This window comes from Marinobacter bryozoorum (genome assembly GCF_023156245.1).
In the GTDB taxonomy this organism is placed as follows: Bacteria; Pseudomonadota; Gammaproteobacteria; order Pseudomonadales; family Oleiphilaceae; genus Marinobacter; species Marinobacter bryozoorum.
The window spans coordinates 1-22,663 of sequence record NZ_JAKZAH010000049.1 but is presented as its reverse complement, the minus strand read 5'-3'; the positions used below and the strand labels follow the sequence as shown (position 1 = coordinate 22,663).

Annotated in this window: 17 protein-coding genes and 1 pseudogene; 10 read left to right on the top strand and 8 right to left on the bottom strand. The window is 57.8% G+C overall.

Annotation, left to right across the window (positions count from 1 at the left end):
• From MLC59_RS17810 to MLC59_RS17780, 7 genes and pseudogenes are all read right to left on the bottom strand, one after another.
• A pseudogene (locus MLC59_RS17810) lies at positions 1-468 on the bottom strand (AAA family ATPase); the annotation flags it as partial.
• Positions 461-901 (bottom strand): VPA1267 family protein, encoded by a 441-nt coding sequence (locus tag MLC59_RS17805; RefSeq protein ID WP_091702481.1) that lies wholly within the window; start codon positions 899-901, stop codon positions 461-463. The gene MLC59_RS17805 and the pseudogene MLC59_RS17810, both read right to left, overlap by 8 nt.
• Positions 894-1,562, bottom strand: a complete 669-nt coding sequence (gmtX, locus tag MLC59_RS17800; protein ID WP_248236859.1) for a gamma-mobile-trio protein GmtX — start codon at positions 1,560-1,562, stop codon at positions 894-896. The genes MLC59_RS17805 and gmtX overlap by 8 nt, the downstream gene beginning before the upstream one ends.
• Entirely contained in the window at positions 1,559-4,177 is a 2,619-nt protein-coding gene (gene gmtZ / locus MLC59_RS17795; RefSeq protein ID WP_248236857.1) for a gamma-mobile-trio integrase GmtZ, read from the bottom strand. The genes gmtX and gmtZ overlap by 4 nt, the downstream gene beginning before the upstream one ends.
• The gene (gmtY, locus tag MLC59_RS17790; RefSeq protein ID WP_248236856.1) at positions 4,174-5,646 is read right to left on the bottom strand and encodes a gamma-mobile-trio recombinase GmtY; all 1,473 of its coding nucleotides are present in this window, start codon (positions 5,644-5,646) and stop codon (positions 4,174-4,176) included. Before gmtY ends, gmtZ begins: the two co-directional genes overlap by 4 nt.
• Positions 5,647-5,798: 152 nt before the next feature.
• A complete protein-coding gene (locus MLC59_RS17785) occupies positions 5,799-7,538 on the bottom strand; it encodes a hypothetical protein (protein ID WP_248236854.1) in 1,740 nt (579 codons plus the stop codon).
• Between the two features lie 215 nt (positions 7,539-7,753).
• Entirely contained in the window at positions 7,754-9,928 is a 2,175-nt protein-coding gene (locus MLC59_RS17780) for a primosomal protein N' (RefSeq protein ID WP_248236853.1), read from the bottom strand.
• A 223-nt stretch (positions 9,929-10,151) separates the two neighbouring features.
• On the opposite strand from MLC59_RS17780, the gene rpmE reads away from it, so the two are divergent.
• Entirely contained in the window at positions 10,152-10,373 is a 222-nt protein-coding gene (gene rpmE / locus MLC59_RS17775; RefSeq protein WP_248236851.1) for a 50S ribosomal protein L31, read from the top strand.
• A 228-nt stretch (positions 10,374-10,601) separates the two neighbouring features.
• Complete coding sequence (locus MLC59_RS17770; RefSeq protein ID WP_248236849.1) at positions 10,602-11,867, top strand: malic enzyme-like NAD(P)-binding protein; 1,266 nt, start codon at positions 10,602-10,604, stop codon at positions 11,865-11,867.
• A 141-nt stretch (positions 11,868-12,008) separates the two neighbouring features.
• On the opposite strand, the gene MLC59_RS17765 is transcribed toward MLC59_RS17770, so the two are convergent.
• Entirely contained in the window at positions 12,009-14,501 is a 2,493-nt protein-coding gene (locus MLC59_RS17765; RefSeq protein ID WP_248236847.1) for a penicillin-binding protein 1A, read from the bottom strand.
• A gap of 267 nt (positions 14,502-14,768) precedes the next feature.
• Between MLC59_RS17765 and MLC59_RS17760 the strand changes: the two genes are divergently transcribed.
• The 8 genes from MLC59_RS17760 to MLC59_RS17725 all read left to right on the top strand — a co-directional run.
• Positions 14,769-15,833, top strand: a complete 1,065-nt coding sequence (locus tag MLC59_RS17760; protein ID WP_248236845.1) for a type IV pilus assembly protein PilM — start codon at positions 14,769-14,771, stop codon at positions 15,831-15,833.
• Positions 15,833-16,402 (top strand): PilN domain-containing protein, encoded by a 570-nt coding sequence (locus tag MLC59_RS17755; protein ID WP_248236843.1) that lies wholly within the window; start codon positions 15,833-15,835, stop codon positions 16,400-16,402. The genes MLC59_RS17760 and MLC59_RS17755 overlap by 1 nt, the downstream gene beginning before the upstream one ends.
• Positions 16,399-17,010 (top strand): type IV pilus inner membrane component PilO, encoded by a 612-nt coding sequence (locus MLC59_RS17750; protein ID WP_248236842.1) that lies wholly within the window; start codon positions 16,399-16,401, stop codon positions 17,008-17,010. Before MLC59_RS17755 ends, MLC59_RS17750 begins: the two co-directional genes overlap by 4 nt.
• A 2-nt stretch (positions 17,011-17,012) precedes the next feature.
• Positions 17,013-17,558, top strand: coding sequence for a pilus assembly protein PilP (locus tag MLC59_RS17745; RefSeq protein ID WP_282451086.1), 546 nt, complete (start codon positions 17,013-17,015; stop codon positions 17,556-17,558).
• A 68-nt stretch (positions 17,559-17,626) separates the two neighbouring features.
• Positions 17,627-19,699, top strand: coding sequence for a type IV pilus secretin PilQ (locus MLC59_RS17740; protein ID WP_282451085.1), 2,073 nt, complete (start codon positions 17,627-17,629; stop codon positions 19,697-19,699).
• Between the two features lie 98 nt (positions 19,700-19,797).
• A complete protein-coding gene (aroK, locus tag MLC59_RS17735) occupies positions 19,798-20,364 on the top strand; it encodes a shikimate kinase AroK (RefSeq protein WP_248236840.1) in 567 nt (188 codons plus the stop codon).
• Entirely contained in the window at positions 20,357-21,445 is a 1,089-nt protein-coding gene (gene aroB, locus MLC59_RS17730) for a 3-dehydroquinate synthase (RefSeq protein ID WP_248236839.1), read from the top strand. The genes aroK and aroB overlap by 8 nt, the downstream gene beginning before the upstream one ends.
• A gap of 33 nt (positions 21,446-21,478) precedes the next feature.
• The coding region (locus MLC59_RS17725) for an ATP-binding protein (protein WP_248236837.1) at positions 21,479-22,663 on the top strand (1,185 nt) is incomplete at its 3' end.

Here is a 22,663-nt window from a genome sequence, read left to right as displayed (position 1 = left end):
ACCGACTCCAGCGTGATGGCCGTGTGCAAATCGGTCACGATCCCCGGAATGACCGGTCACGTTCGCCGGAATACGCATGGGGTGCAGATCGCTGCCAAAAGCATCCCAGAGGGCTCGTGCTTTGGCCTCACCGATTCCGGTGAACTCCTTTTCATTGGCAATGAAGCGGATCAGCGCTTCGCCCGTCTCGGGCAGCGTGCACTCCATCTCAGCTGGGGCGTCATACAAATGCTGCTGAAGCTGATAATCACCTGCCTGAACGGTCTCCAGCGTCCTTACACCACACACCCGCCATTGCTGGCCAACGGACGGTTTAATAGGCAGGGACTGGTTTTCGCATCGGATGCTGACGATATATTTGCCCGAGTTGATTTTGTAACTGTCGACTTTAAGGGGAATGCCCGTGAAGATCGTGTATTTGTAGCCGTTATGCTGGCAACTGGTGACACGGAAATAATCCTCATGCATCGGGCGCGACTCCGAACTCAGTGAGGACTTCGGACAGTTCACCGTAACGTTTTAGCTTGGCTTCGAGGGTTGCCACTCGGGCCTTTAGCTCAATGTTTTCCTGCTCCAGCACAGAGAGCCTTCTCGATTCCATGGCTCTTTGGTTAACGCTAGGATCATAGCGCTTCGGTTCTGACTGCTGGGCCTGGGCGGTTTCGGTCAGTTCTGGCAGTACACCCCGATCACGCAGGCTTTGCTCCAGATTCTCCAGTGCCGTTTTAATGGCCGGATTCTGGCGCAACGCGCTCTTTCCGATGCCTATGGCTTTGGCCACTTCGCCACGGTTTAACTGGCCCCGAAAGACGATCTGCTTAAAGTCGTCATCCGTTTGGGTGGCCACCCAGCTCTGGAAGGCGCTCAGATTCTGACGTGCTCTTTCCTGACCATTACTCATCCATTTCCCCCAGGATCTTCTTGAGCCCGGTCAGGAAGCCACGAGGCAGGATTTCCATGCCAAACTCATCCTTCACCTGACCCAATTTGTTCGCCTGGAACCCGAGCTTTTCGAGCCACTCATCGGTGCAGACGGTTTGCAGGGCTTTAATCTCGTTGTCAGAGCAGATTCCCCTCAATGAGGGCAGAAGTTCCACACTGGCGTCTGACTGGGGTTCACTGTAAGCCATAGGGCGCTTGTCGATGACGATCTGGGTTTGGTTCTTGAGCATGTTGGCTTCGCTTCTGTAGCGATCCCGCTCACGGATGATTTGCCCGAAAAGGGCTCGCACAGCCGTATCATCAATCCGCTCAAGCAGCTGATGGTCCTGAGTTGGTCTCTTGGCAGGCCCTACCGGTGGCTTCTTGGTAGTGGTCTTCGCCTTAGCGGCCCACGCTTCAATCAGATCCCGGTAATGCTTGTTCGCAGTGGCACGAATCGACTGATAGCCAACGCCGCCATTTTCCTCTGAGACACGCCCTATGGTGGTAATGGAGAAGTCCCGGGCACCGGATTCGTAGTAGTCTTTCAGTGTCTGGTTGAGCGTATCCAGGGACGACTGCGTTTTAGCGGTTTTTCCGTCCTTGAGGGACTCCAGAACCGCATCGATATCGATGTTCATTCTTCCACCTCCAGAGCGGGAATCCGTTCCACGGATTCAATAGGCAAGCTGATCGGGGCTATCTTCTTCATGGCGTCAAACCCGGATTTCAGCAGCCGATCGTCTTTGAGGAACTCCTGAGCCTCGATGTAGTTGGCCGCGATCCGGTAGCCCTCAAGCCGATCTTCGGGGGCGGCGATTTTGGCCATCTTGCGCATGAGCGCGTTACCCGCAATCAACTGGGTTTGTTCGTCCATTTCAAGGAAAACGGGCTTGTACCCGGAACGGGCCATCATGCGGCTCAAGGCGTTGGTACGCTTGGCTATCGCTGGCGTCTTGCGCAGATCATCGCGCAGATCGGGGTGGAACTCAGCGTCCTCGCACAGCAGCGCCAGGTGCAGTAACTCCGAGTCAGTTTCGACGAACTTCATACTATATTTCAGGTCTTCACCAGAGCCGACCGCGATCAGCTTTTGCCCGTCGTCGTCCTCTTCACGCCCATTCTCGATCTGGATCACCCGATTGATCAGGTTGAAAATGGCGATGTAATCCTTGGCGTACTCATCCGCCTCCACCCTCTGCTTCTCGTAGCGCCGTTCTATCGCCTGAAGTTCGTTGTGCTTGAGAAACACTGCACCGGCTTCCTCAGCGATGAACAGCTCATCCTTCAGCGCTTCTAGCTGACCCTCTAGCTCAACAGACAGCTCGGCCGCCTGGTGCGCCTTGTAGCTCACCTGGTTGAACGCCGAATTCAGTGCCGGGAGATAGGTGGCATCGGTAATGTGCCAGCGACACCGGGGGCAATTCTCCGGCCCGTGGGGAACCGGGCCATAAACTCTTGAATGTGCGCTTTCTGAATCCCTAACTATCGGGCCACCGTTCCAGCAGCCGCCTACGGTGGACTGCTCATCTGATCGCACGGTGTTGCCCCCAACCAGGCACAAGCCCGTGGCTCGTTCCTCCCAGCCGATGGGATTCCGGTTGGCAAGCACGCTCTCGACGGACTTGTGCTGGTCGTTGTGAAAGGCAGCCCGGAGCGAAATCTGTCTCATCTCCGCATCCGCAAGGAAGTTTCGGAGCGAGCCTTCACCTCGTTCCGACAGAACTGCATGCGCCTCCTTCATTTTGTCGGCCATGACGGAGGGCGTGATCTTGTTGTAATAGATCGTCATCAGAAGCCGGGTGTGGCCGGCCAGAAGCTTCGAGATCACCGGCAAGGGGAGGTCGGTATCCATGGTGTAGCAGGTGATCAAGGAGACCCGAAGGCTGTGGAGCGGGTATTCCGTTGCCGTCTTTGACCCTTCCTGACCTCCAAAGTCCTCGCCGTAGTCTTTCACAAACCTAAGGCGATCCCCGTTGGCCATTGTTTGACCGGCCTGGAAGACATCCTCTTCGAGTTTCGACAACAGGCGATACCAAGGGTTTTTTGACGCATTTTTGTAGATCGGGAAAGCTGAGTTTCGGTCTCGAAACAAAAAGGAAAACTCGCCCATTTCCTTTAATTGCGTCTTGGATTTTGCATGTCCCACGATCGACGTTTTGAGTTCGGCACCTTTAACCAACCGGTCAATGGGGTTGTATTTCTCTTGCCAGTTGCGAAGCTTCTCCAGCCAATACAGCAGCTCTTCGTGCTGCCAGGGGATGGTGTATCCCCGCTGAATGTCATCCTTGTTTTGATCGGCGGTTTTGTTGGTGGACACGTAGAGGCCCGTCGAGTACCCCTCGGTCATGGAGTCATAAATGCGTCGGAAGACGCCTTTCTGATAAGGTCGCTTGGGCGTTCCATACTTAAAGGGGTGTTTGGTGTTTTCTACCCATTGCCCACCTTCATAGCGCCAGGTATCGCCTTCGCCAGAGTCCAGAAGACGCAACTGATAAGAGCGCAGCGGCAAGTGCAGTTTGGTAAACAGGAACATCGCCATGACCGGCGACCAGATTTCGTGGATCTCGACATTTTTTTGTGATCGTCCGACTATCCGTGTACGGGCGATGCAATCTGGATCTTCAGGGTCGATGACCTCGGGCGGCACTTCCATCCACCCCATGTTGCCACACTGAAGGTGATCAATGGCCCAATGCCAGTCCCGGAAATGGCGGCCTACCCACGGCGCTTTATTGCTGGGATCGTCGGTTGGATAGGGGCAGAGGATTTGCCTCAGTTGCTGGATGTAGCGATAGGGCAAGGGGCTGTGGACGGTTTCTGTATTCGAAGTTATCTTCTTGATTTTTTCGAAAGGATTGCGGAAGAGCGCGACAGGATTGCCGTCATCATCGTCAACGCTTAAATGGTGTTTGAGGATGTAATCGCATAATTCGTTTACAAGGCTGATGTATATAGAAGCTTTGGCTTTAGCGCCCCTGCTCAGCATGAAGTCGTTGAGTTCTTCACTCGATACTTTGTGGCCGTCTCGATGACCCTTGAACATCGAAGCGATGTCGTGCGCGTAAGGAGCTTTGTTTTTCAGGTACAACAAAAAATGCTTGATGGCCTCTAAGCGCTTCCCTGTGTTCGAAGGATTCTTTGCCGCCCACTCAGCGGCATACTGCTGCCATTGCAACCACTCCGGTCCTATATCTTGTGTGACCCACCCCAACGTCAGGTCAGTGGTGTAGCCTTTATTTTTTTTCTTGGTCATGATTTACCCTTGCCTAGTCGTGGATTCTTGCCGGTGAAGTGACCGTTTGGATCAAGGTCCTCAAAGCCATGCTGTGCCAACTCCTTCCAATCGAAAGATATTTGGGCAGAAGGCTTATCGGATTGCAGCTGAAGTTGTTGTGTTGCCTGGGACAGCGCTTCTGAGACTTTCGCGCTGGAAGGCATGGTGTAAGGAACCTGAGACTCCAGGCTTGCGTGATGCAGGCACTTTCTGCGAATGAGCGGATCAACCCCAGCATCCGTCAATCGACGGCCATAGTTGTGGCGATGGCCATGAGGATCGAGCCCTACGCTCTTGTTGGGTTCGAGGCCAATTCGTCTTAATCCTGCGGCATAGCTTTGGTTGAAGGCATTGAACGTATAGGGATTGCCCAGATAGCGAGAGTCGAAGCTGACAAACGCATAGGGGTGATGGCACTCCAACGATGCACGGAAAACCAAATACTGGCGCCACAACGACATAAAAACCCGGGCAAACTCCAGCGGGAAGAAATACGCCTCCAGGTAGCCATCCTTGTTATCCAGGGTTTTGGATTTCCAGCCGAGATGTTGAGTGTTTTGCATCTCCTGGCGCGGCATGCGTGCATATTTTTCTTGTAGGTAAGCCTTGCGCGTTTTTATCCCTTTTCGGGACTTCCAGCCTTCAGGTGCCTTACCTTCTATCTCGTTGTAGATCCTCACGATTGCCCGATCCGAATCGGAGGGGTCTTCAAAGACATCGGTGACCCACAGCAGCAGCGCTTCGCTACGCCTTAATCCCGCCGCGTGCATCAGGAGCACGATAAGCTTGTCACGCAGCGCAACTCGCGGGTCTTTGGCTCCTCCCAACCCCTTCATATAGAAGTCTTCAAACTTTCCCGTAGGGAAGGCGATGGCGTCGTCATTGGTTTTTGCCAGAGGTGTTCTGCCTTTGATGCTGCGGGCTCTCTTTACCGTGGTACTAACCGAGGTGTCTCTAATGTGACCGAGGAAATCGTTCTGGTTGCGCCTAAACCAAGCGGCGTACTGAATGCGCTCCTCATGTCGAGTGGCGGTGCGCAGGGTATTAAGAGGTTTGCCCAGACCTTTGTCCGAGAGCCAATTGGTGAAATTCGTCAGATTGTTGATGTGTCGATGTATCGTGCCATTACTGGCCGGTATCCAATAAAGGCCAGAGGGGTCCAATCCATCCTCACCGATGGTCCCGCTGTAGAGTCGTCGGACGAAGCCCGCGAACAACTCTTCGGGTTCATCGAACATGCCTTCGTTGGCATCCATGAACTCGATGAGGAGTCTAATCGACTGAATATGGTTGGTGATGGTTGAAAGTGAGATGCCATTCAGGTGAAGGCCAAGCACATAATCTGTGACTGATCCCAAAACCCCTTGGTCGGTAAGGATGATCGGGATCTCTGTGGCCACTCCACTGTTATCCTGAACTACCTTGGCTGTAACCTTCGTTGCAAACATCCTTGAATCCTACACACATTACACAGTATTTACTATATATATAGTTCGGTTTTCAGGAAAAAGAAACCCCCAATCAAGGGGGTTTTTATCAAAAGTACACAGTTCTAGGTACTATATAGAATCGAAGGCCGGGCTTTGGGAGTTGTGGGTGGTTACTCCACGATAGTCGTATATTCGATTGGAGCACCCCCGTAAGGGGCTGGCGGCTCAACAGTAGCACTCAGTCGAGTCACCGTTGTGTCATCCTCATCCTCTTCCGCATAGACGCAGTAAGTGACGGCATTGTCTGTCAGATAAGTATTCGGGATCTCGAAAGAGGTTACGGTGGAGATAAACTCTCCATCAGTGATTTCGAAGTTTATTGCCGTGTCTGTAGGCAGCGGCACGGGCTGACCCGCCCCTGTGGTGGCACTGACTGTGAGGCAGTACTCCCCGTCGTTGTCGGTCGCTGTCAGAGAGCCCTCTATACCGGAGTCGCTTGCCATTACAATATACCCCTGATCCCAGATGGTCACCGGACCTTTCGTGCAAGAGCCAGCAGACGGATTCAGACAGGCAGAGCCATCGTAGCGACCGTTGGGACCGTTGTAGGTGCCGTTGCCATTGTCATCGAAGAACTGATCTACCGATGCAGAGTAACGCCGGTCAATATTGTAGTCGAGGTAGGCTTCGCCCTTTTCGAATGCAACTCCGGGGTCGGGTGAAAACTCGCCGCGGTCAAAGGAGTTGTTGCTGTTCAGATCGCGGAAGCTTTCGTCACCGACAGTCCGGGCCAGAATAGCTACTCGGCCGTTGGCCGGGCGTGGATCGGTACTTCTCCACGTGACGGTACAAACCCCATCATCATCAAGGATGCAGTAGCTGTCTATTGAGCCGCCAGAGGTGACAAAGTTCACGATAGCGTTGCCTTCCTCGAGATCATTGGTGTTGAAGCGGTCACCACCATTGATCGTGATTTCAGTCGTCTCATTGTTGTGGAATTGAGCATTGGGCATGAAGTTGCTGATGCTCATTGAGAAGCTGTCCTGGTCGGGAAGGAACGAGTTTATGGAGATGGGAGCAGAAACGACTGATACTCGCTGGCCATCCTCACGGGCGATGGTCGCGATGACGCGAACGACTGTATTCTGCTGTCCGGCCCGCACCCGAACGATCGCAGCCCCGTCGGGCCCTGACTCGGTGGATTGACGGTCAAGGCGAACATCTTCGACGTTAGGGTAGGCCCGCTCGGAGTAGCTGAGATCGAACTCGACCAGGGCACCTCTTACCGGGTTGTTGTCTTCATCAATCACGTTAAAAGTAACGGTAGATGTAGATGGTCGTGCCGAATTTGTGTTGCCTGTTGGTGCAATAGACTGTGGTGACGGAGGGTTGCTGGAAATGCTGTATGCGTCGGAGTCCTCAATAGTAATAACCCCTTGCGCCGTGGCATCCTCATAGGTAGCGGTTATCTGATCCTGGCCTGTGCAACCCAGAGCCTGGTACTCGACTTCGATCAGGCCAGAGGTGGTGGTTGCCGGGCTGTTGATGGTCGCATCGCCTGAGGATATGCACCGTGAGGTGAATTCGACAGAAACTTCTTCACCGGCCAGCAATGCGTTGCCAGAGGCAGCGTCAACCACGGACAGCCCGACGATACTGGTACCGCCGGCAAGGATTGAGTCCGGGGCAAGAGATAGCTGACCCTGAACGAAAGAGGCACCCTCTCCCTGGCCCATGGCAACGGAGGCTTCCTGGCCATCCTCTGCCGGGGTGTCTTCCCCGCCGGAACCTCCGCCGGTGTTCGGGCCACCGAGGGAGCCGTCATCGTCGCTACTACCGCCGCCTCCACAGGCGCCCAGGGACAGGGCAAAGGTGATTGCAAGGAGGCGTGCAAGAAATTTCCCCGACATTATTGTTTCTCCAGTTTCTTGGTTCAGCGCTTTGTCTTTAGCCACGTGCCTTCATGAAAATCAGGAGGTTGCGAGGCTATTATTACAAGCCGTACAAATACCCCGAAATCATAGCACAGGGCAACGACCGGATATTGTGCATTGGTTGTAATTCTTTAACCGAGTGTAATCTTGTGGCGTGGTTCAAATTCCACGGTGCGGCGGGTAGACGTGCGTCAGCTGGTTTCCAGTGGATCCACATCCACTGCCCAGCGCAGACCGCCTGGCTGTCGGTGTTGTTCGAGCTGTTGGCACAGCCCGGCCAATGCGCGGTTCAGGTGCCCGCGGCTCTCTGTTTGCAGTACCAGCTGTGCCCGGTGCCGTCCGGCCTTGCGGGCCAGGGAGGCGGGTAGCGGGCCCCAGATCTCGATCAGGTGATGCGGCAGCTGGCTGCGTACTTTCTCAAGGAACTCGAGGGCTGCCTCCATGGTGGGGGCCTCAGCCCTGATGATGGCCATGGAGCGGTACGGGGGCAGGGCGCCTTGCCGACGTTCCGCGAGCAGTTGCGTGGCGAGGGCCAGGTAGTCGGCCTTCGCCAGGCTGGTCAGCAGGGGGTGATCACTGTGGCAGGTCTGGATCAGTACCCGACCGGGCTTTTCGCCCCGACCGGCGCGGCCACTTACCTGGAGCAGGGTCTGCACCATTTGTTCCGGTGCGCGGAAGTCCACGCTGAAGAGGCCACCATCGGCGTTGACGACCACCACCAGGGTCACATTGGGAAAGTCGTGACCCTTCGCGACCATTTGGGTGCCCACCAGGATGCAGGGCTCGCCGCTGTTAACCTTTTCAAGAATGTTCTGGATACTGCCCTTGCGTTGTGTGCTGTCCCGGTCGATGCGGATGACAGGCACATCCGGAAAGGTTTCGGCAAGCAGGGCCTCACTCTGCTCGGTGCCCTGGCCAACCGGTTCGCAGGCTTCTCCACCGCATTTCGGGCATCGGTGAAACGCTGCCTGCTGGTAGTCACAGTGATGGCAGCGAAGCGCCCGGTCCCGGCGGTGGTAAGTCAGGCGGGTGTCACAGTTGGGGCATTCGGCGAGGTGGCCACAGTCGAAGCACATCAGTACCGGGGCGTAGCCGCGGCGATTGATGTAGACCAGGACCTGCTGGCCGGCAGCCAGCGTCTCCCGGACCGCCTCGATGGCGGGGCGTGACATTCCGGCCGTCAGTGGGCGGCTGCGAATGTCCAGCAGCTGTATGGCAGGTGGCCGGGCGGCGCCAGCCCGCTCTGTCAGGTTGATCTGCTGGTACTTGCCGGTTGCGGCGTTATGCAGGGACTCCAGTGATGGCGTGGCGGAGCCGAGAATCACCGGGCACCGGTTCTGGTGTGCGCGGAACACGGCCATGTCCCTGGCCGAGTAGCGAAAGCCATCCCCCTGTTTATAGGAGCTGTCGTGCTCCTCATCGACCACGATGGTCTGTAGCCTGGTGAAGGGCAGCAGTACTGCCGAGCGTGTGCCGATCAGGATAACCGGTTCGCCATTACGGAGCCGTCGCCAGGTTTCCATTCGCTGGCCGTCGTTCAGGGCTGAGTGCCAGACCTCGATACGATTGCCGAGGTGGTTGCGGAAGCGGGCTACGGTCTGGGGAGTCAGGTTGATTTCCGGTACCAGTACCAGCGCCTGGCTGTCAGCTCCGAGCTCCCGGTGAAGGTAATGAAGGTAGATCTCGGTCTTGCCGCTTCCGGTGATGCCATAAAGCAGGCTTGCCGAAAAGCCCGGGCGACCGGGTAGTTTGCCGGCAGCGTGTTGCTGGGCTGTGGTCAATACGGGGGTTGTGGGTGGTTCGCCTTTGTCGTGCGCCACTGGCCCGGGCGGTTCGACATTCTGGATCAGCGACCGTTGGGCCAGGGCGTTCAGCTGTGACCGGGTGAAGCCTCTTTCTTTCAACTGTGCCCAGGGCAGGCCCCCGGTATTTTGTTGAAGCAGGTCGAACAGTTGTCTCTGGCGGTGGGCATTGGCCGGGATATGGCTGGCGTCAGTGTCCGGCTTTGCCGCCCACCACTGGGCCGGGGCCGGTGCTTCTGTCGTCCGGCCCTTGCGCAGGGCTGGCGGCAGCGCCATGAACAGGCACTCCCCCAGTGGATGCTGGTAATAGTTGGCGGCCCAGGTCAGTAGTTCGAGGGTCTCCCCCGGCAGGGCGGGCCAGCTTTCAAGGGCGCCGGCAACCGGTTTGAGGGCGATGCCGTCCGGAGGGGTGACGCCGGTTTCCACCACCAGGCCGATAGCGCGGTACCGACCGAAGGGAACGGTCACCCGCTGTCCGGGCTGCAGCGTCAGATTATCCGGGGCGATATAGTCAAACAGGCGCCGGATAGGGCGGTTGAGGGCAACGCGGACGATCTGGGACACGGGGGCTCCGGGGTCGTGCTGGGCGCGTGTTACGGGCGTTGCGTATCTTGCGTCAGGAGGCGATTGCACGTAAGATGCGCGGTCTGATTCAGGCGGGGTTGATTGTGCCCTGTCTTCCCAATGGATTCAAACATGCGGTGCCCGGCGCCAAGGTATTGAAAATCGTTGCAAAACGGTTTGCTTACCGGTGACCAGGTGGCGGCATGACCGTAAGAGGTTCGCCATGAAAGAAGGTATTCATCCCAAGTATCACGAGATTACCGCAACCTGCAGCTGTGGTAACTCATTCCAGACCCGGTCTACCTATGGCCAGGATCTTCAGCTGGACGTATGCTCCCAGTGCCACCCCTTCTACACCGGTAAGCAGAAGGTGATGGATACCGCTGGCCGTATCGACCGCTTCCAGAAGCGTTTCGGCGGCCGTATCGGCGGCAAGAAGAGCTGATTTCGCGCTGCCCCCAGGGCAGCATCGAAGTCCGGAAAGCACCTCCAGGGGTGCTTTTTTTGTGTCTGGAACTGTGCGCTGATAAGGGGAATTACGTATGCGAGGCCTTGTTTGGGGTCGGGGTTAGGTCCATAATGGCGCGCTAACATTTGCGGTGGCCCCTTTCAGGTGTCAATTCGCGAATAGTCGAAACGTCCTCTTTTCAACGTGACAAACGGAACAGTGGCAATGTCTCAAGATCTGAAAGAAGCAGCCCTTGAATATCACGCCCAGCCGCGGCCGGGTAAGCTGAGTGTAGAAATCACCAAGCCGACCCAGACTTCCCGCGATCTCTCGCTGGCGTACAGTCCCGGGGTTGCTGAACCGGTCCGCGAGATCGCAAAGGACCCCGAGAATGCATACAAATACACTGCCAAGGGTAACCTGGTAGCCGTTATCTCTGACGGCACGGCTATCCTCGGTCTCGGCAATCTCGGCCCCCTGGCCAGCAAGCCGGTCATGGAAGGCAAGGGTGTTCTGTTCAAGCGCTTCGCCGGTATCGATGTGTTCGATATCGAAGTGAACTCCGAGAGCCCCCAGGCGTTCATCGAAACGGTTGAGCGTATTGCCGATACGTTCGGCGGTATCAACCTGGAAGATATCAAGGCACCGGAATGCTTCGAGATTGAACGCGCACTGATCGAGAAGTGTGACGTGCCGATCTTCCACGACGACCAGCACGGTACAGCTATCGTAACGGCCGCCGGCATGATCAACGCCCTTGAACTGCAGGGCAAGAAGATCGAGGAGGCCAAGGTGGTCTGCCTGGGCGCCGGCGCTGCGGCCATCGCCTGCATGAAGCTGCTGATCAGCTGCGGCGTTCGCTCCGAGAACATCTACATGCTGGACCGCAAGGGTGTTATTCACGCAGGACGTGATGACCTGAACCAGTACAAGGCCATGTTTGCCAACGATACCGACAAGCGCACCCTGGATGATGCGATTGACGGTGCGGATGTATTCCTGGGCCTGTCTGGTCCGGATCTGTTCTCCGTTGAGCAGCTGCAGAAAATGGCGCCGAACCCGATCGTATTTGCCTGTTCCAACCCGGATCCGGAAATCAACCATGCGCTGGCAATGTCGGCTCGTGATGACCTGATCATGGCAACAGGGCGCTCTGACTACCCGAACCAGGTCAATAACGTACTGGGCTTCCCGTTCATCTTCCGTGGTGCGCTGGACGTTCGTGCGACCGCTATCAATGAAGAGATGAAAGTGGCGGCGGTTCACGCGATCCGTGAGCTGGCCAAGGAGCCAGTACCCCAGGAGATCTGCGAAGCTTACGGCGTAGACAGCCTTGAGTTTGGCAAGGATTACATCATTCCCAAGCCGATGGACGTGCGTCTGCTGGATGTGGTGCCGGCAGCGGTAGCCCGTGCTGCAGTGGATTCCGGTGTGGCCCGCAAAGGTTATCCGGAGCACTACCCGCTCAAGTCCATGGATGACATTCGCTGATCCTGAGCGAATAGGCCCACAAAAAAACCGACGGTGCGAGCCGTCGGTTTTTTTGTGGGTGATGTTCTGGCCTGTGCGGGGGAGTGACGCAGTCCTGGGCCGGGGGCTCCAGTCGTGCCGGGGCCCCGGTGTCTCGCTGCGTCAGAACAGGTTGCGAGGCAGGTTGGCGTCGTCGTTGCCCCCGCTGAGGCCATTGCCGGCTCTTTGTGATGGCACCTTGTGGGCCGGGAACAACTCCACAATGGCGTTGTCCTGTCCCGATGCTGCGCGGTCACCGGTCCGGGGGTCGATCCTGACACCGACGATGCCCTCCGGTCTGGGCATTTCTGATTCCGGACGGTTGGCGAGGGTGTCGCGCATATAGTCCATCCAGATTGGCAGGGCTGCGGTACCACCGAACTCCCGGAATCCGAGGGTCTGTGGCTGGTCAAAGCCTACCCAGGTCGTGGTTGCAATTTCGTGGTTGAAGCCGGAAAACCAGGCATCCTTCTGATCGTTGGTTGTACCGGTCTTGCCAGCAAGGTCGTTGCGCCCGAGTTCGCGGGCGCGGGTGGCGGTTCCCCGTTTGATGACGTCCTTGAGCATGGAGTGAAGCAGGTAGACCGACTGTTCGTTTACCAGGCGCTCGGCTACCCGGATGGCCGGGAAACCGACGACCGGGTCCGGGCGGTTTTCGCGCAGGCGGTCGCAGTCGCTGTCGCACAGAATGGTGGGGGCAGCCTCGTACAGTACCTTGCCATCACTGTTTTCAATGGTCTGGATCAGGTAAGGCTGAACGTCATAACCTCCGTTGGCAATGAGGGCAAAGCCCCGGGCCATGTCCATGGGGGTGAGCGAGCCACTGCCCAGTGCCAGCGAAAGTTCCCGCGGGAGGTCATCGGTTGGCAGCTTCAGTCGATCAAGGAAGGCCATGGTTTCATCGATGCCAAGATCCTGCAGCAACCGGATCGAGACCATGTTCCTGGAGCGGTAAAGCGCCTCCCGCAACCGGGTGGGGCCAAGGAATTCGCCACCGGAGTTCTTCGGGCGCCAGCCGGGCTCGGTTTCGCTGCCTTCCTGTACGATGGGTGCATCATTGTAAATGGTGGCCGGGGTCATGCCCGCATCAAGTGCCTTCAGGTAAATGAATGGCTTGAAGGTGGAGCCGGGTTGCCGCTGCGCCTGGATGGCCCGGTTGTACTTGGTCTGACTGAAGCTGTAGCCGCCTGCCAGGGCGCGGATCGCGCCAGTCCTGGCCTGCAGTGAGATCAGCGCGCCTTCCACATCGGGAATTTGTGTCAGCGCCATCGCCACAGGGGATATAATCGGGGCGTCGCTGGCTTCGAGTGTTGATATGTCGCCGGCCGCTTCGCTATCTTCAGCGGGTTCTGTTGGTTCACCGGGAGGCTGTCGGCGCACGTACACAATATCGCCCACGGACAGTACGTCAGACACCCGGGTGGGTTTCGGGCCCAGTGCGTTGGCTGAGCGATAGGCCCTTGCCCAGCCCATGGTCTCGAAGGGAACAAAGCCTTCGCCCAGGTGGCGGGACCAGGCAGTTGCCTGCGCTTGCTCGTCATTGATTCCGGTAATGATGACCGGGTAGAGCTCTTCCACTTTGGGGTAGGCGTCCAGGATCTCCTGGTAGGTAGCGTTATCGGCCGGCACATCGTCAGTGGTGCCGGCAGGCCCACGATAACCATGCCGGTGGTCATAGGCTTCCAGGCCGTGCTGCAGGGCGCGGGTAGCCGCATCCTGGTCTGCGCTGCCCACGGTTACGGTAACCCTGTAGCCGTCGTTATAGGCCGCTTCCCCATAGCGGGCGACCATTTCGGACCGCGCCATCTCGGCGACGTAGTCAGCATTCACTTCCGTTGGCGTGGCGTTGTACTTTGCTGTCAGTGGTTGTGAGCGCGCCTCGTTCCGCTCCTCGCTGGAAATGTACCCCAGCTCTGCCATGCGGCCGAGGATCCAGTCCCGGCGCACCTTGGCTCGTTCGGGGTTAGCCAGGGGGTTAAAGGCGGATGGAGCCTTGGGTAGCCCGGCCAGCATGGCCATCTGGGCCAGGTCGAGTTCAGCCACCGGCTTGCCGTAGTACACCTGCGATGCGGCAGCGAGTCCGTATGCCCGATTGCCGAGATAGATCTTGTTCAGGTAGAGCTCGAGGATCGTCTGCTTGTCCAGCTCTTTCTCGATCTGGAAGGAAAGCAGGATCTCGTTGAATTTCCGTGCGAAGGTGCGGTCCCGGGTCAGGAAGTAGTTGCGGGCGACCTGCATGGTAATGGTGCTGCCACCGGACTGGATTTCACCCGTGGAGGCGAGCTCGACGGCGGCCCGGGTCAGGCCGATAAAGTCGACGCCAAAGTGTTCGTAGAACCGGGAGTCCTCCGCAGCCAGGAAGGCCTGCAGCTGTGCCTCGGGGATTTGATCGATTGTGACAGGCGTCCTTCTCTTTTCACCGAATTCTGCTATTAATTTGTCGTCCGATGAGTAGATCCTCAGAGGCGTCTGCAGCTTGGTATTAAGCAACTGGTGCACGGCCGGTAGCTCCGGTCGCAGATGCAGATAGAAGCCGGCGGCAACGAGCATGGCGGAGCTGACCCCCAGAATGGCCAGCCAGAGAAAGAAGCGTGATGCTGTAATCAGTCGGGACATTTTTTTCTGACAATTGTTGGCTATAAGTCTATCATTTGAGAAATTGCTTTAGGTGTTAAAAGGAGTCAATACTCCCGCAACCTCTCAAGACAACGAGGGAGCATTGTAGACCTAAAAGCCCTGAAATTCTCTTACATAAAAAACATATAAATGGAACTGCTGCGCAGTATTACAAGAACCATAGCGTAAAAGGCAGTCAGGCCACGGTTTTGCGGCCGGAGCCCGGTGTACGCCAGGCGCAAGGTTGTCCAGGTATAAGGTGAGCGCGTGTTCGGATTAACAGGAAAAAAGTCCAGTACCGTGCTGGGGGTGGATGTCAGTTCCAGCTCGGTAAAGCTGCTGGAGCTCTCGAAGCAGGGCAGCCGCTACAAGGTGGAAAGCCATGCTGTCGAGCCGCTTCCGGCCAATGCGGTCGTAGAGAAGAACATTACTGACGTAGAAGCGGTTGGCGATGCTATCAAACGTGTTGTCAGCAAGGCCCGCACCGGTGTCAAGCAGGCTGCCATCGCGGTGTCCGGGTCGGCAGTCATTACCAAGGTTATCCAGATGAATTCCGGGCTCAACGAGTTCGAGCTGGAAGACCAGATTGCCCTTGAGGCTGACCAGTATATTCCCTACCCCCTGGATGAGGTGGCCATCGATTTCGAAGTTCAGGGACCCTCCGAGAATAATCCTGACCAGGTTGATGTCCTGCTGGCGGCTTGCCGCAAGGAAAACGTCGATATTCGCGAGGATGCCCTGGATATCGCCGGGCTCAGTGCGAAGATCGTGGATGTGGAAGCCTATGCCCTGGAGCGCGCCTACTCACTGATCGAGCCTCAGCTGGAATCCCACGGTGAGGAGCTGGTGGTCGCCATTGTCGACGTCGGTGCGACCATGACCACCCTGAGTGTGCTGGCCGGCGGTCAGACAGTCTATACCCGGGAGCAGATCTTTGGCGGCAAGCAGCTGACCGAAGAAATCCAGCGTCGTTACGGTCTGTCGGTGGAAGAAGCCGGACTGGCGAAGAAGCAAGGCGGCCTCCCTGACGACTACGAGGGCGAAGTGCTGGATCCATTCCGTGAGGCGGTGGTACAGCAGGTGGCCCGGGCGTTGCAGTTTTTTTTCGGCGCGAGCCAGTACAACGCCGTTGACTACCTGTTGCTGGCTGGGGGTACGGCATCCATTCCCGGCCTTGCTGCAATGGTGGAGGAGAAAACGGCGACGACAACGATTGTGGCCAATCCCTTCTCTGACATGGCTGTTGGCTCGCGGGTCAACGCATCGGCCCTCACCAATGATGCCCCCTCGCTGATGATTGCCTGCGGACTGGCGATGAGGAGCTTTGACTGATGGCCAAGATTAACCTTCGCCCCTGGCGCGAGGAGCTCAGGGCAGAGAAGCAGAAGCGGTTCGTTGCGACCCTGCTGGGGGCGGCGATCGTGGCGGCTGGCCTGGTGTTCCTGTGGAAGACTGATATGGATAACCGCATTGCCCACCAGGAGTCCCGCAACGACTACATCGAGGCGGCGTCCCGACAGCTGGACAGCCAGATCAAGGAGATCGAGGAGCTTCGCAAGAAGCGGGAAGAGTTGCTGGCCAGGATGGAGGTTATCCAGGACCTGCAGGGTAAGCGGCCGGTGATTGTCCGGGTGTTCGACGAACTGGTGAGAACACTTCCGGAAGGGTTGTTCTATACCGAGTTAAGCAAGGCCAACGAAGAGCTGACCATTAACGGCATGGCTGAGTCCAACAGCCGCATCTCCACGCTGATGCGGAATTTTGAGCGGTCCGAATGGTTTACGAACCCGGGCCTGACCAATGTGGCAGCAGCGGACGACGAGCGCGCCGGCTACAGCGCCTTTGACCTGTCAGTCAGCCAGACCACCCCGGAACCGGAAGAAGAGGAGAGCAGCCAGTGAGCCTGTCGGACTCTCTCAAAAGCCTGAATGAATTTGATATCAACGACCTGGATGTCAACAACGCGGGTATCTGGCCTGCGCCGGTCAAGTTCATCGTTATTCTCATCCTTGTTGGCCTCATCGTCGGCGGTGGCTACTGGTTCTTTATCAAGGATCAGTATGCCCAGCTGGAACGGGTGGAGCGACAGGAGGCCGAGCTGCGCCAGGAATACGAACGCAAGGCCTACCAGGTAGCCAACCTGGAAGTCTTCAAGCAACAGATGGTGGAAATGGAAGAAACCTTTGGCGCCCTGGTGCGGCAGCTGCCCAGTGACACCGAGGTGCCCGGGTTGCTGGAAGATATCACCAACACCGCGCTGGGCAGCGGCCTTTCGCTGCGGGAAATCCAGCTGCAGTCCGAACAGAAGCGCGACTTCTACATCGAGCTGCCCATCAATATCCAGGTTAGCGGTTCCTACCATGAGCTGGCTTCCTTCGTCAGCAGTGTTGCCGGGTTGCCCCGGATTGTCACGCTGCATGACTTCACCATCACACCAGTTAGCGGTAATGCGGACCGGCTTGATATGCAGGTTGTCGCCAGAACCTACCGCTACCGGGCTGGAGAATGAGCATGGCAAGACAGCATGCAATGAAAGCCTGGCTGGGTGCCTGCCTGGTCACGGTGCTGGCCGGATGCAGCCAGGGAGGCAACTTTTCAGACCTTGACCGCTTTATGGAAGAAACCCGGGCCAAGCCACGGGGCCATGTGGAGCCCCTGCCGGAATTCCAGGCCTATGAGGCGTTTAGCTATTCTGCGGCCGATCGTCGTGCGCCGTTTGAGCCGCCCATCGACGTCCAGCTGACGATGCTGGACGAAGAACCCGACAGTTCGGTGGAGCCGGATCTCGACCGGCCCAGGGAAGTGCTGGAAAACTACGGCCTGACCGAGCTGGAAATGGTGGGAACCCTTACCAACGCCAACGGTAACCTGTTCGCGCTGATCGAGGACTCCGACGGGGGAATTCATCGGGTGCGTAATGGCAATTACATGGGTACCAACTATGGCCGCATTATCGGGATCAGCGAAACCCGGGTTGAGCTGATCGAGATAGTGCCCAATGGTTCGGGGGGATGGGTTGAGAGGCCCCGATCCCTGTCCCTGGAAGAAGAAGGCTAAGGAGCGGCGCGCGCATGAATACACACAGATACTGGCAAGAAACACAAGTTTTGGGGTCGAGGCTAGCGATGTTCAGAAAATTCACGGTATGGATGAGCGCAGGGGCACTGGCACTGGCTGCCAGTATCGCCAACGCGGCAACGCTTCAGGACGTGGAGTTTTCCTCGCTCTCTGGCGACCGCACCGAGGTGGTTCTGAGTTTTGATGAGGCGCCGCCAGAACCCAGTGGCTACACAATTGAGCGACCGGCGCGGATAGCCATCGATCTGAAGGACACCGTGAGCGGGCTCGACAGCCGCAACATGTCCCTTGGTGGCGGTAATACCCAGAGCATGACGGTGGTTGAGACCAAGGACCGGACCCGTCTGATCTTCAACCTGGTTCAGCTGGCCCCCTATGAGACAGAGGTAGCGGGTAACAAGCTCATGATCACCATCGGTGACGGTGGGCCTGCTGCTGCGGCCGGTTCTGACAGTGGTGATGCGGTCGAATCCGCCGCACCTAGTACAGCGACGTCGACCCCATCCCCGGTATCCGGTGATGCCATAACCGGCGTTGACTTCCGCCGCGGCACAGACGGTGAGGGCCGTGTGCTTATCGACTTGTCCAACAGTCGTGTGCCCGTGGCGCTGAATGAGCAGGGTGGCCGTATCCGGCTGGTGATGGATGGCACCAATGTGCCTGATAACCTTCGCCGTCGCCTGGATGTCACTGACTTCGCTACCCCGGTTACCCGGGTTGATACCTTCACAGAGGGTGGTGACGCTATCGTAGAGATCCGCCCGGAGGGTGCCTACGACTACCTGGCTTACCAGTCCGGCAATCGTTTTACCGTCAGCGTTGAAAAGCTCTCGGAAGAGGAGGCGGAGCGCCGCCGGGAAGAGAAGTTCCCCTACTCTGGCGAGAAACTGTCCCTGAACTTCCAGGACATCGAGGTGCGTTCGGTGCTGCAGCTGATTGCTGACTTTACCGGCCTGAACCTGGTGGCCAGTGATACCGTCTCCGGCAGCATCACACTGCGGTTGCAGAATGTTCCCTGGGACCAGGCGCTGGAGCTGATCCTCAAGACCAAGGGCCTGGACAAGCGCCAGATCGGTAACGTGCTGCTGGTGGCACCGGCGGAGGAAATCGCCGCCCGTGAACGCCTGGAGCTGGAAACCAACAAGCAGATTGCTGAGCTGGCCCCGGTTCGCCTTGAAATTATCCAGATCAACTATGCGAAGGCCTCTGACATCGTAGAGTTGATCCGTGCAGATGCGGAGCTGGTCACCGAGCGTGGCTTCGTCTCTTCCGATGCCAGGACCAATACCATCAGTGTTCGCGAAACAGCTGACAAGCTCGAAGAGATTCGCCGCCTGATCAACACCTGGGACATCGCGGTTCGCCAGGTTTCTATCGAGGCCCGTATCGTGCGTGCACAGGCAAACGTCGCAGAAAGCCTCGGCATTCGGTGGGGTGGCGGGGCCCGGAGTATCAGCGGTGACAACCAGTTTACCGCCGGGGGCTCAATCAACACCTTGACGAGCATTACCAACACTAACCAGGTGGTGTTCCCGGATGCGCTGTCGGTGGACCTGGGAGTTTCTGATGAGGGTGCGTCCTCGTTTGCTATCGGCTGGGGCGGTACCAACTTCCTTGTGGACCTTGAACTCTCAGCGCTGGAAAGTGACGGTAAGGCGGAGCTGGTTTCTCAGCCCAGGGTTGTTACGGCAGACCGCCAGACCGCAACCATCAAATCTGGTGAAGAGATTCCATATCAGGAGGCGTCCTCCAGCGGTGCCACTTCCGTATCGTTCAAGGAAGCTGCGCTATCCCTGGAGGTGACGCCGCAGATTACCCCGGATAACAAGATTATCATGGACCTCAGGGTGAACCAGGACTCCCGGGGACAGGAAACCGCGGGTATTCCAAGCATCAATACCAACGAAGTGACGACGCAAGTACTCGTGGGCAATGGCGAAACCGTTGTACTTGGCGGCATCTTCCAGTCCGAGGTTGCCACCACGATTACCAAGACGCCGTTCCTTGGGGATATTCCCTATGTGGGTGCGTTGTTCCGTCGCACCGAGAACATTGACGAGCGCAGCGAGCTGTTGATCTTCATTACGCCCAAGATACTGAGAAGCAGTCTTATCGACTGAATGGCGCCAGCTACGCCAAAGCCGCCGCGTAACACCGGCGGCTTTTTTGTGTTTTATGCTATTCTCACCCGCCTGTTTATATGGGGAGTCCAAGCAACATGCCGTTACCAAGACGAATCGTGCTGGTAGGGCCCATGGGGGCGGGCAAGAGCACGATCGGTCGCCACCTGGCCCGGGAGCTGGGTTATCATTTCCTGGATTCGGATCGCATGATCGAGGAGCGCTGCGGCGCCGATATACCCTGGATCTTTGACGTGGAGGGTGAAGAGGGTTTTCGCCAGCGTGAATCCGCCATGCTCAGGGAGTTGTCCGACGTGGGCGCATCGGTCCTGGCTACCGGGGGCGGGGCAGTGATGAAAGACGAGAACCATCCTTTCCTGAAACAGGATGCAGTGGTTGTCTATCTCAAGGCCTCCCTGGATCAGCAGATCGAGCGCACCCGCAAGGACCGCAACCGACCATTGCTGCAGAACGATGATCCCGAAGGGGTTTTGCGCCGGTTGTTTGAATTGCGGGACCCAATCTATACGCACCTGGCGGATGTGGTGATGCTGACCGACCGTAAAAGTCCGCGACTGGTGGTTCGCCAGATCCTGAACCGGCTCAACCCGCGCACGCCACGACAACGCCGCAAGGTAAGGAAAGAAGGCAAGCACAATGACTGATACCGTCCAGCAGCTGAACGTAGAGCTCGGTGACCGCAGCTATCCGATCCTCATAGGTGCAGGTCTGCTGGGGGCCCGCGACCTGACAGCCTGGGTGGCGGGAAGCCGGGTCATGATCGTTACCAACGACACGATCGCCCCGCTATACCTCGAGGCCACCCGCAGGAACTTCCCCGGCTGCAGGGTCGATGAAGTGGTTCTGCCGGACGGAGAGTCCCACAAGAACTGGGAAGTCCTGAACCGTATTTTTGATGCCCTGCTGGAAAACACCCACTCCCGCAAGACCACCCTGGTGGCACTCGGTGGTGGGGTGGTCGGCGATATGACCGGGTTTGCCGCGGCATGCTACCAGCGAGGTGTCGACTTCATCCAGGTGCCAACAACCTTGTTGTCCCAGGTTGACTCCTCGGTAGGCGGCAAGACGGGGATTAACCACCCGTTGGGCAAGAACATGGTCGGGGCCTTCCATCAGCCCCGTGGTGTCCTGATCGATACGGATACCTTGCAAAGCCTGCCTCCGAGGGAGGTCTCTGCGGGACTGGCCGAAGTCATCAAGTACGGCCTCATCCGTGATGCAGGGTTCCTCGCCTGGCTGGAAGAGACTATGCCACGGCTGGTTTCCCTCGATGCCGAAGCACTGACCGAGGCGATCTATCGCTCCTGTGCCTGCAAGGCTGAAGTGGTCGCACAGGACGAGCGTGAAGGCGGGCTCCGTGCCATCCTTAACTTGGGACACACCTTTGGCCATGCCATCGAAACCTGGGCAGGTTATGGCAACTGGCTGCATGGTGAAGCCGTGGGTACCGGCATGCTGATGGCGGCGGACCTTTCGCGGCGGGGCGGTGCCCTGACAGCGGCAGACATGGACCGGGTGGAGCGTTTGATCAGGGCCGCTGGTTTGCCCGTCGTGCCGCCTGCAGGTATGACACCGGACGACTTTATGCGTCTGATGGCGGTGGACAAGAAGAACGTTGAGGGTCAGCTGCGGTTGATCCTGCTGCGCAGTCTCGGCGAGGCGGAAGTCACTGAGGCTTTTGCCCCCGGGGACCTGTCCGATACCCTGACAGCCTTCTGCCATTGAAGGGAGATTGACTTTGGGAGTGTGGTACCGGACATGAGTGAGAGCATTACCGGCCTGGAAGGGGGAGGGCTGTTCCCCCGCTTGCAGGAGCGTTACGGGTTCAACAGTGACCCGCTCGCCATGGAGGTGCCGTTCTATTCTGGCGCCCAGCGCCAGCACGCGCTGGAAACCCTGCGCCATCTATGTGGGTTCGGTGATATGGCCCTCGTGCTCACAGGGGCGCGGGGTGCAGGCAAGACCCGCCTGTTGGGTGAGCTGGTCCGAAGCGAGGGCGCCCGGCTGCAGTTCTTGCGCCTGCAGCCCGGACGACTCGACTCCGCTGAAACCCTGGTTCGCGCCTTGTATCAGTCAGTAGGGCGCGCGCGGCCGGAGGCGCTGTCGGTGCGCGAAGCACTGCAGGGCTTCCTGTCACTTTCGGAGGAGGCGACCGGTAAGGGTCGCCGGCAGGTCTTGTTGCTGGATGATGCAGACCAGGCTTCCGGTGAAGCCCTGGCGCTGTTGCTGGACGCTTTCATGGACAGCAACCGTTCTGCTTCATTGGTCCCGGTATTTTCAGGTGGGCCCGAGCTGGAGCAACAGCTCGGGCTGAAAGATGAGCTGCGTAACATGGCAGCCCATGTTATTCGGCTGCCGGAATTTGACCGGGAAGACATCCGGCAGTATCTCGAACCCAGGATTGTCCGTGCTGGCGGCAAGCCCGAGGATTTGCTGTCTGGCCGACGACTGAATCAGCTACTGGTGCTCAGTCAGGGCAGTCCGGGACGGCTCCAGCGCATTGCCCCGGCAGTATGGATGGATATGGCGTCGGTCAGTGGGCGTTCACCGTCCGCTTCCGTGAAGGGTGGTTTATCATCCCTTCGGTGGGTGGCCCTGGCCATCCTCCTGCTGGGGGCGTCCTGGTGGTTTATCTCTTCCCGCTACGATGAAAGTGTCCAGCAGGTTGAAGGCCCGCCGGACAATGAACCGGCTCCCACCCGGGCTATTGTGACGGTCGGCCCTGATAGCCCGGAAAAACAGACTGACGGGGAGCGCAATGGGCCGACCACTTTGAGCGCTGAACCCGCACAGGTGGCCCCGCCTGGCGACGGAACAGTTAATACAGACCCGGTTGACCCTGCCGACGCGCACCCGTCTACTCTTACAGAGCCAGAGCCAGAGCCAGAGCCAGAGCCAGAGCCAGAGCCAGAGCCAGAGCCAGAGCCAGAGCCAGAGCCAGAG